This is a genomic window from Arthrobacter sp. NPDC080073, assembly GCF_040686575.1.
In the GTDB taxonomy this organism is placed as follows: Bacteria; Actinomycetota; Actinomycetes; order Actinomycetales; family Micrococcaceae; genus Arthrobacter.
Map to the genome: position 1 here is coordinate 46981 of NZ_JBFBKR010000024.1, position 16056 is coordinate 63036.

The window sequence follows — 16056 nt, forward strand, 5'->3', positions numbered from 1 at the left end:
CTGGAAGGAGGAACCATGCAACAGCCCCTGAACCCCTGGATCACCAGAGACGCCGCCGACAGTGCGGACAAGGAAGCACCGGCCACGCACCTGCCGCCCGCGGCGGTGATCACTGCACCCCTGAAGGGAATGGTTCAACCGGACGCAGCAGACCGCCTGGGCCGCCGCACCATGCCAGGTTCCGCGGCCCTCTGGATCACCGGCGCCCACGGGGGAGCCGGTGAAAACCGGATCGCCGAACTCCTGCCCGGGGCACGCGTCACCGATCACTGCTGGCCCGTCCTACCGGACGGAAGCACACCACGGGTGCTGCTGGTCTGCCGGGCAGACATGCGTGGCCTGACAACCGCCAGGAACGCCCTGACCCAATGGGCATCAGGGGCGGCACCGAAACTGGACCTGCTCGGCCTCGCCGTCCTGGCAGACGCGCCGGGAAAGACCCCCAAAGCCCTCCGGGACTTCGCCGCCATCGTCGGCGGGGGAGCGCCCCGGCTCTGGACCCTTCCCTGGGTAGAGGCCTGGCGGCACGGGGACTCCACAACACCACCGCTACCCGGCGAGTACCACCGATTCATCACCGACCTGGCCGTCCTGGCTACCGACACTGCACCATGCACCATCAACCGAAAGGTCTCACCATGAACCCCTTCGCCGTATTTGACGGAAGCGTCATCCCCAACCCCACCCCGGTCGTCCCGACGGAGGCCGGCGGGCTCCTCACGATCCTGAACTGGGCCTCCGGCATCGGCCTGGTCCTGGGCGTCCTAGGCGTCATCATCGTCGGCATCGGCATGGTCATCCAGCTCCAACGCGGCGAGGGCGCCCAAGCCATCGCAAAACTCGGCTGGGTCCTCCTTGGCTGCATCATCATCACCAGCTCCGCCGGCATCGTCCGCGCCTTCGTCTAAACCAGCACCAACAACGGGAGGTTCACCATGAGCCAGTCAACAGAGCGCACCACCGAAAGCAATCCGTTCACCAAACCCGGTTTCATCCTTGCTGCCGCGCTGGTGGTCGCGCTGATCGCAGCAGCCCTCGTCATCTTCCTGCTCCCCAAAGGACAGGACAACACCCACGCAGCCCCCGCGCCATCGCCGCACAGCACCTCCACGACACCTACGACGTCAGCAGACGCGGCAGGAAGGAGCATCTGCGGTCTTCCCTCAAGCACGGAGACAGCCCTGGGAACAGCACCGAAGTCCAAATGGGAACTCGTCGGAAAAATGGCCGTTCCCACCGATCCCCTGACTGCTGGCCCGGGACTGACCGACTCAGACGGATTCCGGTCCTGCTTTGCGCATTCACCGACGGGCGCGCTCTATTCCGCCATGAACATTGGCGCACTGGGTTCGGCGGGCTCGCCGCCGCTTGAGGTGAAGCTGGCAGACAAGCTCCTCGTTCCGGGCAAGGGACGCGACGCTGCTATGAGCGAGGCCGCGAGCTCGACTGCCTCCACCGGATCCGCCACGACCATTCAGGTAAAGGGCTTCTCCCTCAAGTCCTACACTGCCTCGGAGGCCAATGTGGACCTAGCTTTCGAGACAAACAAAGGAGTCCTGGTCCATACGATCCTTTCGATGCGTTGGATGGACGGTGACTGGAAAGTGAAGCCGGCTGACGACGGAGTAACTTTCAGCGGCGTCTCCCAGCTCAGTGATCTGAGCGGCTTCATCCTCTGGTCAGGCGCCTGAGATGGCTGAGTGCAAGTGGGGGGAGCTAACGTGCGTCGCGGGGAACATCGCAGCCGGAGCCGTTAACGACGCAATCACGAATCTGGCGAAGTCCATCATGGAGGGCATGAGCCAAATGGTGACGACACTGTCGACCTTCTGGGTGTCCATGCCCGCGGTGAACCTGGCCAGTGAGGACGGAACGACGCCGGGCCCCGTCGTGTCCATGGTGAACAACGAGCTGATGGTCTGGACTCTGACGCTGGCGGTCCTGGCCGTCATTCTCGGTGGCATCCGGATGATCTGGGAACAACGTGGAGCACCGTTGAAGGACCTGCTGCGGTCCCTGGTCACGCTCGCCCTCGCCACGGGATTGGGCCTGGGCGTGATCTCGATACTGGTGATCGCGGCAGATGCCTTCTCCGCCGCCATCATCCAGCGCTCCACTGACGGGAAGGGTTTCGCTGAGTCGATGAAGATCCTGGTCGTGACCGGCCAGACGGGGGTCGGCGTGTTCATCCTCATTGTCCTGGGCCTGATCGGGTTGCTTGCCTCCCTCGTTCAGATCGTCCTCATGGTGGTGCGCAGCGGCATGTTGGTGATCCTTGCGGGCATCCTGCCCACCACGGCCGCTTTCACGAACACGGAGATGGGCAAGCAGTGGTTCCAGAAAGCCGTCGGCTGGACCATTGCCTTCCTCCTCTACAAGCCCGCTGCGGCCATTGTCTACTCGGTCGCGTTCCTCCTCATGGGAAACAACACCGGGAAGGACGCTTTGACCGGTTCCATTACGGGCTTCACGCTGATGATCGTTGCCTTGTTCGCGTTGCCGGCACTCATGCGGTTCGTGACCCCGATGGTCGGGGCCGTCGCCTCCGGCGGGGGAGCCGGGGCAGGCACGGCCGTGGGTGCCATGGCTACAGGTGCCGTGTCCCTGGGCCGGGGCGGCAGCGGCAGGGGCAATGCCGCACCGACCCCGGCGAGCACGCAAACCAGCCAGCCAGGCACGCCCCCGAAGGGCAGTAACGGAACACCTGGCCAGAAGGGAAACGGCGGCCAGCCGACACCAGCCTCGACAGGTCCAGTTGGTCCTGGCGGAGCCACCACAACCGCGGGCACCGCAGGGGCGGCCACCGGAGCGGGCAAAGGAGCAGGAACCGGTCCCGTAGGAGGCGCCGTCCTTGCAGGAACACAGATAGCCGGCCAGGTTTCGCAGGCCGCACAGCAGACCGCGCAGGATTCAACCCGGCATGATTCACCGCAGGAGGGCCCCAGTGGCAGCAATTAATACCGAGTACAAGGAACCGTCCTACGGCAACTGGCGGGTACCGCGCTCGGCCGGGCTGGGCAACCTCGGCGCCATCGGCACCGGGATTGTCATGGCCGGACTGTTGGCCGGGATCATCAGCTTCGCCATCTGGGGTCTGTTCCCGGGCCTGGCCGTCCTGGCCGTCGCCGGGGTCAGCGCCCTCCTGCTGACCGTGAAGGACAAGCACGGCCAGTCCGTTGTGGACCGGTTCGCCACACGGATGAGCTTCCGGATCTCCCGGTCCTCCGGAACCAATCTCTACCGTTCCGGCCCCCTGGGCGTGACGGACTGGGGCATTTACCAGCTGCCCGGGCTTGCCGCGAAGTCGACCCTGTACGAGTTCACGGACTCCTATAAGCGCCCGTTCGCGCTGCTGCACGTGCCGGCCACCAGCCACTTCACCGTGATTTTCTCCACCGAACCCGACGGGGCCTCACTGGTGGACCCTGAGCAGGTTGATGCGTGGGTGGCGAACTGGGGCGGCTGGCTCGCCGGGCTGGCGGATGAGGCCGGCCTGGACGCCGCGGCCGTGACGGTGGAGACCGCCCCGGATTCCGGGTACCGGTTGCGGAACGAAGTGGAAATGAACATCGACCCGGACGCGCCGGCCTTTGCCCAGGCGATTCTGCGCGAGGTCGTCAACACGTACCCGGAAGGATCGGCCACGGTTCGCGCCTGGGTGTCCCTGACGTTCAACGCCTCCCTCCGGGCAGGGTCGAAGAGACGCTCACCCGAAGATGTTGCCCGGGATCTCGCCTCCCGGATCCCTGGCCTGTCGGCCCGGCTGCAATCCACCGGCGCCGGGATCGCCCGCCCGATGTCAGCGCAGGAACTCTGCGAAGTTGTCCGGATCGCCTATGATCCGCCCGCGGCGTTGATCATCGATGAAGCGCACGCCGCCGGGTCCCCGGTGTCCCTGGCCTGGGGGGAGGTCGGCCCGACCGCGACACAGGCAAGCTGGGATACTTACCGGCACGACAGCGCCTTCTCGGTCTCCTGGACCATGACCGGCGCACCCCGGGGGTCGGTGAACTCCTCGGTCCTGTCCCGGTTGCTGGCCCCGCACGGTGACATTGACCGGAAGCGGGTTTCGCTGCTGTACCGTCCGATGGATTCCGCACGGGCAGCTGCCGTGGTCGAGCGGGACCAGAACAACGCCAACGTCCGTATCACTTCCGGGACCCGGCCCTCCGCCCGTGCCCTGGTCGATGCCCGTTCCGCCGTGCAGACCGCCCAGGAGGAAGCGCGGGGCGCCGGGCTGGTGAACTTCGGGATGGTCGTCACGGCCACCGTGACCGACAAGGACCGCCTGCCTGATGCGGTCGCGGCCATTGAACAGACCTCCGGGACCGCCCGGGTGCTGCTGCGACGCGCTTACGGTGCGCAGGACACCGCGTTCGCGGCCTCCCTGCCGGTGGGGCTGGTCCTGCCCAAGCACAGCATGCTGCCCTCCGAAATCAAGAACGCCCTGTAATGGCCCGCATGAAACTCTTCACCCGCCCGTCCAGGAAAGCACCAGAGCGGACAGCGGTAACGGCGGCGCCGGCGGGGCGGCAACCACGGGAGGCCGGGCCCGGTTCCCGGGGCTGGGCAGGGCGCGGCGGTGGCATGGCCGGTCTCGTCCCGTCAGTGACGGAGTACCGGGGAACGACGGTGCAGGTCTGCGGGCTGTGGCCGTTCTCCTCTGGTGCGTCCTCGCCCATGATCGGCGTCCCGCTCGGCCGCCACGAGGAAACCCAGGCGACGGTCTGCTGTGACCCGATCAGCTGGTTCCAGCGGGCGCGGCTCATTTCCAACCCCTCGGCGTTCATCCTAGGCAAGCCCGGCCTGGGGAAGTCCACCCTGGTCCGGCGCATGTTCCTGGGGCTCTCCGCCCAGGGCGTCCACCCCCTGGTCCTGGGGGACCTGAAAGGCGAGCACATCAAGGCGGTCCAGGCTCTCGGCGGGCAGGTCATTTCTCTGGGCCGCGGCGTGGGGTACCTGAACATTCTTGATCCCGGCCAGGCCGTCGAGGTCGCCCAGCTTCTTGAGGCCAACGGCCACCACGACGCCGCGACCCGGGTCCGGGCCGACGCCCACGGCCGTCGCCTGAACATGGTCGTCTCGCTGATCACGATCAGCCGGAACAACCCGCCCACGGACCAGGAACAGACGATCCTGGACCGGGCCCTGCGGGTCCTCGATGACACGTTCGACGGCATCCCGGTCCTGAAGGACCTCTTGGACGTGATCGTCTCCGCCCCGGATGAGCTGCGCCAGGTCGCCCTGGACCGCGGGGATATGGCCGTCTACCTGCAGGAAACCCGGGCGCTGGAGGCAACCCTGCTGGGCCTGACCGGGGGAGGGAAGCTGGGGGAAATCTTCTCCGCCCAGACCACCAACCCCATGCGGCGGGACCGCGCCGTGGTCTTCGACGTCTCCAGCATCGACGAGACCGAGACGGACCTGCAGGCCGCCGTGCTTCTGGCGTGCTGGTCCTTCGGCTTCGGGACGGTCAACGTCGCCAACGCCCTGGCAGACGCCGGCCTGGAGCCGCGGCGGAACTACTTCGTGGTCCTGGATGAGCTGTGGCGGGCGCTGCGCGCAGGTAAGGGCATGGTGGACCGGGTGGACGCCCTGACCCGGTTGAACCGTTCGGTCGGTGTCGGGCAGATTATGATTTCCCACACCATGTCCGATCTGTTGGCGTTGCCGGCGGAAGAGGACCGGATGAAGGCCCGCGGATTCGTGGAACGTTCCGGCATGGTGATTTGCGGCGGTCTGCCCGCCTCGGAGATGCCGCTTCTGACCTCAGCCATCCCCCTCTCCCGCCAGGAGCAGCAGAAACTCATCTCCTGGCAGGACCCTCCCGCGTGGGACTCGCGCGGGGTCGACGTCGAACCCCCGGGCCGGGGGAAGTTCCTCATCAAGGTCGGCGGTCGCCCGGGGATCCCCGTCCGGATCGGGCTCACCTCGATCGAACAGGACGAGGGACTGAATGACACCAACACCCGCTGGAACAAACCCGCCGAGACGCTCATGGAGCCGGCAGCTCCTGTTCTGCCCGTGGAAGGAGGCACACCGTGAGTGCACCGAACCGCAAAGGAATGGGCCTCGGTGATGCTCTGCTGGTGTGGTTGGCCATTGGCTTCATCGTCGTCTTTGGCGGCGGAACCTACGCGGCCGCGCACCTGGGCTCCTGGATGGCCGGCATCGCCGCACCCCCGGCGCAGCCCATTGATCTGATTGCCGGGCTCCTCAAGGGCCGGGTGCCCTGGCCCGTCCAGTCGACCGTCGCCGCCGCCCTCATGGCCGGCACGGTCCTGGTCCTGGCCGTCGTCGTGCTGCTGGCCTGGAAGAAGGGCGCGTCCAAGCGGGCCCGGGTCGACAAGGCCGCACGGTACCTCGGGCGCGGCAAATCCCTGGCCGCGTTCTCCGAGAAGGGCGCACACGCGACGGCCGAGCGCCTCGGCGTGAAGGACACCCCGGGCATCGTCGTGGGCAAGGTGGTCTCCACCGGCCAGACGTTCATCCAGTCCTGGGAAGACCTCAGCATCGACATCTGGGGGCCCCGGACAGGTAAGTCGACCTCACGGGTCATGCCCGCGATCCTGGACGCACCCGGTGCCGTGGTCTCGACCTCAAACAAGCGCGACGTCGTCGACGGCACCCGCGGCGTCCGGATTCTGTCCGCTCCGGTGTGGGTGTTCGATCCCCAGAAGATCGCCCAGGAGGAACCGGACTGGTGGTGGAACCCGCTCTCCTACGTCACGGACGAAGAGAAGGCCTACAAACTCACCCAGCACTTCGCCGTCGGTTCGCGTCTTCCGGGGTCCAAACCGGATGCGTACTTCGACCCCAAAGCCGAAGACATCCTCTCCTCGTACTTCCTGGCCGCCGCGCTGGGGGAGCTGCCCATCACCCAGGTGTACCTGTGGGTGACGGAGCAGGTCAGCCAGGAACCCATCGAAATCCTCAAAGAGAACGACTACGAGCTGCAGTACAAGGGCCTGGAGTCCACGCTGAAGCTGGCCGACAAGCAGCGCGACGGTATCTTCGGCACCGCCGAGAAAATGATCCAGTGCCTCAAGAGCAGAAACACGCTGCGCTGGGTCGCCCCGGCCCGCGGCGCCTCCGTGGCCACCGATCCGCGCCGCCGGTTCAACCCGCACGACTTCGCCGCCTCCCGGGAGACGATCTACATCCTCTCCAAGGAAGGTGCCGGCTCGGCCGCCCCGCTCACCACGGCCCTGACCGTCGCCATCGCCGAGGCCATGGAAGAACGGGCCGAGCGCAGCGGCGGTCGACTGCCCAAACCTGCACTGTTCGCCCTCGATGAGCTGGCCAACGTCGTCCGCTGGGCCGGGCTCCCTGACCAGTTCAGCCACTACGGCTCCAAGGGCCTGATCGTCATGGCCATCCTGCAGTCCTGGTCCCAGGGCGTCGAACTCTGGGGCGAGGCGAACATGCGGAAAATCTGGTCCGCCGCGAACGTCAAGGTCTACGGCGGCGGCGTCGCCGAAGAAGGCTTCCTCCGGGCACTCTCGGACCTCATCGGGGACTACAGCTACACCAACATCTCCATCTCCTCCGGCAAAACCGGGTCCAGCCGCTCACGCCAGGAAGCCAAGGAACGCATCTTCGACGTCTCCAACCTCGCCGAACTCGACCGCGGACGCGCCGTCGTCCTCGCCTCCGGCGCCCCCGCCACCCTGGTCCGGACAATGCCCTGGTACACCGGCCCCCACCAGGACGCCGTCGAAGCCTCCATCACGACCCACAGCCCCCGCACCGAAGAACCGGAGATACCGGGAGCTGCCGGGCCGGTAGCCAATCCCTGGGTCACGACCTAGGAGACTCTGTCATGGATATCGGACGATTCAGCACAGCCCTCGGAAACGGCGGCACGGAGGCGTCTGCAGAGAGGCCGGCGGAAGAGCAGAAACCACCTGAACTCGTCTACGGTTCAGCCGAAGAGTTCCTGCACGAACAGCTGCTGCCGACCTACGTCCGCGACGTCGACGGCCGCGCCGCCAAATGGTGCATCGAATGGTACTTCCACCCCGAAGCACTCTCCCGCGTGGAAGCCCTGTGGCGGGCCTGGGAACACCTCAGACTCGACGGCGCCACCGGCATCAGCGTCTGGTGGAGGGACCACGCGGACCACCACATGAACGTGCTCCTGGACCCCCGCGGCCCGTTCTACAAATGCGACATGCAAAAACACCGCGACCCCGAACACCTCGAACCCAAAAAGGCACCCGAAGGCTGGTTCCCCGATGTCCGGACCATCCAGCCATGACCCGACCCGGCCGACCGTACGGAAGGTCGATCCGAGCCGGAACGAAGGATTGAGATGAGCCGCTAGAAAGCGGCCCAAACTTTTCAGGATTTCCGCGACACGATTGACTATCTCGCTCTACTAAAAGTGGGGAGGTCTATCCCTATTCCTTCGAATGCTTATACCTAGGATGAAGTCTGTGACTGTTTCCCGAGATGTTGACCTGCCAGGCGGCTACGCCCATTTGCTCAAGGAGCTCAAGAAGACCGTTCGAGGAGCAAGAACTAGAGCACTTCGAACAGTCAACATTCAGCTGATCGAGTTGTATTGGAGCATCGGCCGCGGTGTGCTCAAGGAACAACGGGACCAAGGCTGGGGTAGCGGTGTCATCCGCCGCCTCTCCGAGGACCTTCGGGCGGAGTTCCCCGACATGAAAGGCCTATCTGCCCGGAACATTCAATACATGACCACATTCGCCGGTGCCTGGCACAACAGCCCAATTGCGCAACAGCCTGTTGCGCAATTGCCGTGGGGCCACATCACCGTCCTGCTGGACAAACTCACTGAGCAGGAAAGCCGACTCTCCTACGCGGCGGCAGCAGTCGAACACGGGTGGTCACGTAACGTCCTGCTGAACATGATCATGAACCGGACACTGGAAAGGACCGGCACCGCGCCGTCGAACTTTACGCAACAGCTTGTTGCGCAGGACTCAGAACTCGCCCAGCAAATCGCCAAGGATCCGTACAACTTCGAGTTCTTGGGCCTCTCCGGCGCTGTTGCCGAGAGAGACCTCGAACTGGCCCTCACCAGCCGCATCACCGAAACCCTGCGTGAACTGGGACCGGGATTCTCATTCGTTGGCCGGCAAGTTCACTTCGACGTCGACGGAGATGACTACTTCATCGACATGTTGTTCTTCCACATGGACCAAAACCGGTATGTCGTCATTGAACTCAAAACCGGCAAGTTCCAACCCGAATATGCCGGCAAACTTAACTTCTACGTCGCCCTCGTCGATGACATGCTCCGCCGCGAGCACCACAACGAAACAATCGGAATCCTCATTTGCGGCACCAAAAACGACCGCAGCGTCCGCTACAGCCTTGGCCGCTCGTCCTCTCCGATGGCCGTCGCCGCGTACACCTATGACAAGCTCCCTGCAGACGAGAAGCGGGCTCTGCCCAATGAAGGGCATGTTGTCGCCGCTCTGGAATGGGCCGAGCCTGGCGAAGGGCCGGAGGAATGATTGCCCCCTCCGGCCACGCTAGAGCTTCCTGGCGCCTAGTCACGAGCACAGCGTAGCCCGAGGTGTAGATTCTGCTGAGGATGTGTCAGCTTGGGCTCTATGACTGGCCCTTTGAGGTGTCAAGTAACCCGCCTGCCTGACGTCAGGGTGGGGTGTAGCCCATGCTGACCTTATTAATGGCCTCATAGACCCGATTCAGCACGGGGGAATGCCCAAGGAGGGCTAAGCGACATAACCGTTGGGGTTGTTTCTGCTTGAGGCCTCGTGGACGGTCATGCCCAGGTCCCGGATGTTGTCCCGCATCTCGAGCGGAAGTTGGTCGTCGGTGATGATGGCATCCAGTCTTTCCAGCGGCGCCACGTTGAACCGGGACACAGTTCCGAACTTGGTGCTGTCCGCAAGCAGGAAGCACGACGACGACGCCTCCAGCTTCACCTCCACCTTGTCCATCGAGGACGTGGTAACACCCCGGGCAACGTTCCAGGTGCCCGTGCTGGGGAAGAACATGTCGATGTTTATCGACTTCACCACGTCGGCGGCGATAGGCCGCAACTCGAGGCGCTCGACTGATCAACAAAACCGCCCGTGTGGATCGTCTCAACCTCCGGGTAGGCGAACAGGTTTGACACCACGTGAAAGTCGTTCGTCACTACGGTGAGGTTCTGGCGGCCGGCGAGGTGCGGCACCACTGACTGGCAGGTGCTTCCTGCATCGAGGAATACCACCATGCCGTCGTCGACGAACCCGGCGGCGAGCTCGGCGATTGCCTGCTTCCGGGCAGGCACCAACTGTGCGCGGGACTCACGTTCCCGCGGTGGTTCCTGGCGTGTCCATTCGGTGAGGCGCACACCGCCCTGAACTGAGACCACCTGGCCTGGTCCTCCAGTGCAGTGATATCCCTGCGGACCGTCATGTGGGAGACCTTCATGTAGTCCGTCAAGCTGCGGATACTCAGGACGCCCTCGCGGCGCAGAAGCCGAAGCATCTCCTGATGGCGCTGTTCGGGGATAAGTGGTCGCGCTGCTGGGCTCACGGCTTCTCTCCTTGGGTTTGCCGCCCTGCCCCGAAAGCGTCGAGCAAGGTAACGCCGGTCTCCCGTCCTCATCTCCAGCTAAAACAGGGCTAGGGAGATCCGTCTGCTTGTCTCTATGGTGCCGGGCGTGGACAGGCTCACAACATGTGGACGGCGGTTGGCAGGTTGAGCGCGTGACAGCGGCCCCCACCGTTGCGGTGGAGGGGCCGCCCCCTGTTTTGTCACTTCCCCGGAATCGGTTACAGAAGCGTCAAGATCTTGAGCTGGGCCGACCGGGAATATGGCTTAGAATAGATTTAGAAAAGCCGCCATCGACGCAGATGTCCTGCCCGGTGACGTAGCCTGATAGTGGGCTTACAAGAAATTCGATGACATTGGCAATGTCCATGGGGTCACCGATTCGTGCCAGAGGAATGATATTTTCCCTTGCCTTTTTGATTTGGGGATCTTCATACATTTTTTCTGTCATCCGCGTGTTGGTCATGCCCGGGGAGACGACGTTTGCGCGGATTCCGTCCGGCGCCCATTCCAGGGCGAGTGTTTGGGCCAGCATCGTCAATGCAGCTTTGCTGGGGCTGTAAGCGCCGGATCCGGCGTGGGGTAGCTGACCGGACATGGAAGAGGTAAAGCAGGCGGCGCCCTGGCTCTGCTTCAGATGGGGGTAGCTTGCCTTTGCCAGAAGCCACGCGCTGCGGAGGTTAACGGAGAACATGTTGTCCCAGTCTTCAAGGGACACCTCACAGATGGCGCCGGGGTTGGCGATTCCCGCGTTTGCTACCAAGGCGTCCAGCCCGCCGAACTCAGCTACCGCGGCCTCTACCAGTTGACTTGGCACATCTGGGTCACCGAGATCGCCCGTCAGTGCGATGGCCGTACCGCCAAGGGACTGGATTGAGCGAACGACTTGCTCTTGGCTGCTGTTCCGTTCGTGTCCACTGACCGCGATCATCGGGTGAACACCCCGGGCCAGGGCCGCCTCTGCGATTCTGACGCAGGTAGCCGCCCCTATGCCGCTGCTTCCGCCGGTAACCAGAGCTCTCATTACAGACAGTTCCTTCTTCTAGTGGTTCACATAAAAATTGTTTTGACTACCAAAACGATAGAAATCATGGGCCGGAAACGGCTTGTTTTGCAGGATTCGGACTGTAGACCGAGATTCCGTCTTAACCGCAGCTGGCTCGCGCCCTCGAACGCTGGCTAATAGCTCAAATCCCAGCCTTGATTCTTGAGATCCTGCATCGCCTTATTGAATTCCTGAACGGGGTTCTCTTCGCGAATGATCTCAAGAACTACGTTATTGACGCCGCACGTTTCTTTTACGGCTTTACCCAACCCGTTCCAGTCGATCACTCCGGTCCCGATTGGATCGTGGCCCCAGCTTTCCGTGCCCGTATCAGAAATATGGACGAGTCCAATCGATTGGTGGTGGGAGCGCAGCCTTTCTACGGGATCTTCTCCTATGTAGGCGGCGTTGGCGACGTCGTACACGATCTTCACTGTGTCGTCGTTGATGGTGCTGACGACGCCTGCCAGGTCCTGGATGTTAGGTGTGAAGCAGTAGGGGGTGTTCTCGAAGAGCAGTCGTGTGCCAGCCTGTTTGGCCAGTGGGATGAGATTCTCCAGGCTCTCGTACATCCACCCGTAAGTCTTTTCGAGGGAGGGGGAGATCATCGGGCGTCTTGTGCCGGGGGATATTACGACATCGGTGACATCCCACGCTGTGGCCAGGTCGATCACCGATTTGATGTGCTCGATGCTCTTGCGGCGCATGTTGGCGCCGGGGCTGGCCAAGTTGATGTCATAGCCCCCGGCGTTCAGTGACCTGATTGTCGCACCGTATTCATGCAGCCTTGCGCGAGTTGTTGAACGTTCCTGGGCGGACATTTCATCCGGCCAGCAATGTGGCGAGCTGATCGGAACTTCGAAAGTTTTGTACCCACGGTCGGCCAATTCAGCTATGGCGTCGATTGCTGTAGCTGACCATAGATAGGAAAATGTATTGATAATCATGTCGTTCATTGGAGGCATCCTCTCTGTCTTCGCCTAGTTATGACGCTCTGTGACTGGACTTCAGCGAAATCCCACTGGGCAGGGGCGACTGCTTCACACTGTGCGACTAGGCGGGCCTCTGAGCACAAGCAGTAGTTCTACCGCGGGGCGGAGTCCTCGCATGTCAGGGGCCCGATAGCGTCAGGGTGGAGTGTGCCCCAACCTGACAATCTCCGTCGACAAGCCCACAGTTGCTCCGGATCTATGAAAACGTTCCGACCAGACCCTGTTCGCCAAAACTTTGAGCAAGGCAGCCCCGCAGCGTCGTTTTAAAGGCACGAATATTTCGAAATCGAATATGCACCAGTACCAGTAGGGCGAGGAGTGAACTGCCGGCCGGTTTCGCTGACGTGCTCGGCGCCGAGGCTCCCGTGTAGTGCGGCCAAAATGTCGGCGGTGCTTCATAAGCTCAGCAACGACTTCGAGCGCGAGACTAGTCGTGCAGTGCAGGAGCAAGGTGAAAACACAGCTGCGGAGTACCAGCGGAGGTTTGACGGTATGGTGCACGACCACAAGCAGGACGGCCCGCCGCGAAGATGGGGCCAATTCTTCGAAGGAACTGGCAAAAGATAGGGGAAGTCATCACCGATCCCGAATTGACTGATTATGCCCAGCACACAAGTGAGGAAACAAAAATCCAGGTCAAGTTTTAACGAGGCAGTGGGGTCCGTTGCGGCGGTTGCGATGCTTGTCTGATCGCACGCGCAACGGACCCCCCATTTCACGTCTCAGGAGGTGATGCGCTCGGCGACCTTCGCGTTAGCATCCTTGAACGAGACAGTCTCGCTGGGCTTATTGCGGCGCGGGCCTGTCTCCGGCAGCGTGAAGTACGCGATCAAAGACAGCCCAACAATCACGATCATGTACACCGCCACGAGCATTGGCTGGCCCGCGCCGAGGAAGGCCGACGCGATCAATGGAGCGGTTCCGCCGAAGAGGGCGATCACGAGCTGATGCGACAGTCCGATTCCCGATACTCGGACCGCGGCCGGGAATAGTTCGGCCTGGATCGTCGGATACACCGCCTGCCAGATCGCGAGGACGACGTAACCCGACACGGAAACCAGCACGTAAGCACCGAAGCCCGCATTAGTCAGGAGCAGCATCAGGGGGTAGAAAAGCACCACCATCCCGATCGCTCCGATGATGGGGAAGGGCTTCCGTCGGCCAATCCGATCCGACACGGCACCTACAAGCGGGACAAGGACGACAAACACACCGATTCCAATGAGGTTCGCGGTCAGAGCGGAGGCAAGCGATTGCCCAGTGGTCAGCGCGGCATACGTCGGAAGGAACGTCGACCAGGTGTAGTAGGCCACCGCCGGCGCAGAGAGCGCCGCGGACTGCAAAAGTGCCTTCGGGTGGTTCCGCAGCAAGCTGCCTAGGCGCGAACGCGAGTTGGTCTTCACCTTGGCCGACTTGTCAACCTCGGGTGATTCGTCGGCACGGGCGCGCACAACGAGGCCGATGAGTCCCAGCACTCCGCCGATGACGAACGGGATGCGCCATCCCCACGCGTTGAGGTCCCCCTTCGACAAGGTCGTGGTGATGAGGGCGGCGGTGCCCGTTGCAGCCAAGATAGAAACACCGCTGGCGAAGTTGGTGAGCGATCCGAAGAGGGCCCGACGGTTTGCGGGCGCGTGTTCCACCATGAACGCTATTGCGCCCTGCTGCTCACTTCCAGCGGAGATGCCTTGTGCAACTCGCGCGGTGAGGAACATCGCCGGAGCGAGCCATCCAATGGCTGCGTATGGCGGAGTGAAACCGATGAGGAGCGAACCGCCCGCCATGAGGCTGATGGTCAAAGCCAGCACGCCGCGTCGTCCGAAGCGATCTGCCAGCGGGGAGATGATGAGGCCGCTAAGAGGTCGGATAAGGAATCCGATTGCGTAGGTAGCGAAGGCAAGAGTAACGGAGGCAGCTGGGCTGTCCGAGGGAAAGATTTGCGAAGCGAAAATGACTGCCATTACGCCATAGATGTTCCAGTCGAACCATTCGACGAAGTGCCCGAGTGTCCCAGCGACGATGTTGATGGCTTTTCCACGGGGAATCGGTGGTGCGTTGCTAACAGAAGCGGGGGGCGTGTTGACGGATCGCCGAGGCGGCTCGGGCACTTCCGGAAATTCAGAAGGGCCCGAGCTGTCGGGCGCATCTTTTGAGGTCTTCATTGAACTCTCCATACTTTCAGGTTTGCTGAGGGGTTAGGGGTTGAGCCGGGGCAATCCGTGCTCCGGCTGGCAACTGCCGTTAACCTGGTTGGCTGTACCGGAACAATAAGATCTGCTGCTGAGATCGGTTGCTGAGATCGGTTGCAACCACACTAGGGCGACACGAGAGGCTTGTCAACGTCTTTTTGTGAGCCACGTCGCAGGTTTCTGGCGTTGCCGCCTCTGCGCTGGAGGCAGAGGGTGCTGCCTCGGTCGGATAGGAGTCGTGTGGCCCATTCATGCTGCGAGTTGTAACAGCGGCCCCGTAGAACTGACCGAACTGAGCTGGTCTGGTGGTTCAGTCATCACCCCTGCGCCGGAAGGGGTGTCTCGTTGTTGAAGTCCAGGTACTGCACGCCTGACCACGCGCATTCCAAGCTCCCGTAGACGGACCAGTATTCCTCCCAATGGGAAAGTTTCCATTGGTCTCGTTCCAGGCCCCGCCGGGTGAGCCTGGCGCGTAGAACGTCTTGAGGAACACGGACCCGTATTACGGTTATCTCGGCCGGGGGCCAGTGGAAGTCCTCCGCCGCACGGGTTATGTAGCCCGCCTCTCCGAAGCAGGCCCCGAAGGGGGCGTCAAGGACCACTGATCGGCCGAGGCGCAGATTTATCCCGGCCACATCCATGAGAGTTTCGTACTCCAGCGGCAGCAGGTTGTCGCGGTAGTAGTCGTTGGATTCGCGGTCCGTGGGATCGTGCCCGGTGACGGTCAGCGCGAACTCGACGAATCGGCCGCTGACCCGATCCTTGTCCAGGTACGCAGCCCCATGCTCTCTTGCTGTTCGCTGGGCGACGGTCGTCTTTCCGGATCCGGCAGGACCGATGACGATGAAGACCTTGGGAGTCGTCACTTTCGGGCCTCTGCCACTGCCGATAGAAATGCCCGGGCTGCCCCAGTGACACGGGAGAAGTCGCCGTCCGGTTGCCATGCTTTCGTCACATAGCTGCCGACGCCGACGCTTGCCACGCCTGCCGCGAACCATTCGCCCACATTGTCCAGGGTTACGCCACCTGCCGGCATGATGGGCAGATGTGCCAGCGGTGCGAGCACGGCCTTCGCGTAGGAGACGCCGCCCGCCTCGGTCGGGAAGAGTTTGAGGATGTCGGCGCCTGCCTCGGCAGACTCAACGAGCTCGGTCGGGGTGTAGGCCCCGCTGATAGTTGGTATCTGGTACCGGTTAGCGGTACGGATCATCGCGGGGTTCAGTTGCGGACTGACCAGGAAACGGGCGCCGGCGCGGATGCACTCGTACGCCGAGTGCTCGTCCAGCACGGT

At 62.9% G+C, this 16056-nt stretch carries 15 protein-coding genes and 1 pseudogene; 9 read left to right on the plus strand and 7 right to left on the minus strand.

Annotated features, from left to right (window positions below):
• Positions 1–15 precede the first annotated feature (15 nt).
• From AB0O52_RS20350 to AB0O52_RS20390, 9 genes are all read left to right on the plus strand, one after another.
• Complete coding sequence (locus AB0O52_RS20350; RefSeq protein WP_364541533.1) at positions 16–642, plus strand: DUF6668 family protein; 627 nt, start codon at positions 16–18, stop codon at positions 640–642.
• Positions 639–908 carry a hypothetical protein gene (locus AB0O52_RS20355; protein ID WP_364541536.1) on the plus strand — a complete coding sequence of 90 codons (270 nt, stop codon included), beginning with the start codon at positions 639–641 and terminating at the stop codon, positions 906–908. Before AB0O52_RS20350 ends, AB0O52_RS20355 begins: the two co-directional genes overlap by 4 nt.
• Positions 909–935: 27 nt before the next feature.
• Positions 936–1691 carry a hypothetical protein gene (locus AB0O52_RS20360; RefSeq protein ID WP_364541539.1) on the plus strand — a complete coding sequence of 252 codons (756 nt, stop codon included), beginning with the start codon at positions 936–938 and terminating at the stop codon, positions 1689–1691.
• Between the two features lies 1 nt (position 1692).
• A complete protein-coding gene (locus AB0O52_RS20365; RefSeq protein ID WP_364541542.1) occupies positions 1693–2958 on the plus strand; it encodes a hypothetical protein in 1266 nt (421 codons plus the stop codon).
• On the plus strand, positions 2945–4453 hold the full coding sequence (locus tag AB0O52_RS20370; protein ID WP_364541545.1) for an SCO6880 family protein: 1509 nt from the start codon (positions 2945–2947) through the stop codon (positions 4451–4453). Before AB0O52_RS20365 ends, AB0O52_RS20370 begins: the two co-directional genes overlap by 14 nt.
• On the plus strand, positions 4453–6045 hold the full coding sequence (locus tag AB0O52_RS20375; RefSeq protein WP_364541548.1) for a DUF87 domain-containing protein: 1593 nt from the start codon (positions 4453–4455) through the stop codon (positions 6043–6045). The genes AB0O52_RS20370 and AB0O52_RS20375 overlap by 1 nt, the downstream gene beginning before the upstream one ends.
• Positions 6042–7811, plus strand: a complete 1770-nt coding sequence (locus AB0O52_RS20380; protein ID WP_364541550.1) for a TraM recognition domain-containing protein — start codon at positions 6042–6044, stop codon at positions 7809–7811. Before AB0O52_RS20375 ends, AB0O52_RS20380 begins: the two co-directional genes overlap by 4 nt.
• 11 nt (positions 7812–7822) lie before the next feature.
• Positions 7823–8260 carry a DUF4913 domain-containing protein gene (locus AB0O52_RS20385; protein WP_364541553.1) on the plus strand — a complete coding sequence of 146 codons (438 nt, stop codon included), beginning with the start codon at positions 7823–7825 and terminating at the stop codon, positions 8258–8260.
• A 178-nt stretch (positions 8261–8438) separates the two neighbouring features.
• On the plus strand, positions 8439–9488 hold the full coding sequence (locus AB0O52_RS20390; protein WP_364541556.1) for a PDDEXK nuclease domain-containing protein: 1050 nt from the start codon (positions 8439–8441) through the stop codon (positions 9486–9488).
• A gap of 222 nt (positions 9489–9710) precedes the next feature.
• Here the strand turns inward: AB0O52_RS20390 and AB0O52_RS20395 are convergent.
• From AB0O52_RS20395 to AB0O52_RS20425, 7 genes and pseudogenes are all read right to left on the minus strand, one after another.
• Positions 9711–10216: pseudogene (locus AB0O52_RS20395) on the minus strand (DeoR/GlpR family DNA-binding transcription regulator).
• Entirely contained in the window at positions 10138–10593 is a 456-nt protein-coding gene (locus tag AB0O52_RS20400) for a DeoR family transcriptional regulator (protein ID WP_364541559.1), read from the minus strand. The pseudogene AB0O52_RS20395 and the gene AB0O52_RS20400 overlap by 79 nt, the downstream one beginning before the upstream one ends.
• 178 nt (positions 10594–10771) lie before the next feature.
• Positions 10772–11563 (minus strand): SDR family oxidoreductase, encoded by a 792-nt coding sequence (locus AB0O52_RS20405; RefSeq protein WP_364541562.1) that lies wholly within the window; start codon positions 11561–11563, stop codon positions 10772–10774.
• A gap of 155 nt (positions 11564–11718) precedes the next feature.
• Positions 11719–12540: a sugar phosphate isomerase/epimerase family protein gene (locus AB0O52_RS20410; RefSeq protein WP_364541564.1), complete on the minus strand. Its 822-nt coding sequence runs from the start codon at positions 12538–12540 to the stop codon at positions 11719–11721.
• A 758-nt stretch (positions 12541–13298) separates the two neighbouring features.
• A complete protein-coding gene (locus tag AB0O52_RS20415) occupies positions 13299–14738 on the minus strand; it encodes an MFS transporter (RefSeq protein WP_364541567.1) in 1440 nt (479 codons plus the stop codon).
• A gap of 344 nt (positions 14739–15082) precedes the next feature.
• Entirely contained in the window at positions 15083–15631 is a 549-nt protein-coding gene (locus tag AB0O52_RS20420; protein ID WP_364541569.1) for an ATP-binding protein, read from the minus strand.
• Positions 15628–16056: hypothetical protein (locus AB0O52_RS20425; RefSeq protein ID WP_364541572.1), on the minus strand; the 429-nt coding region annotated here is incomplete at its 5' end. The genes AB0O52_RS20425 and AB0O52_RS20420, both read right to left, overlap by 4 nt.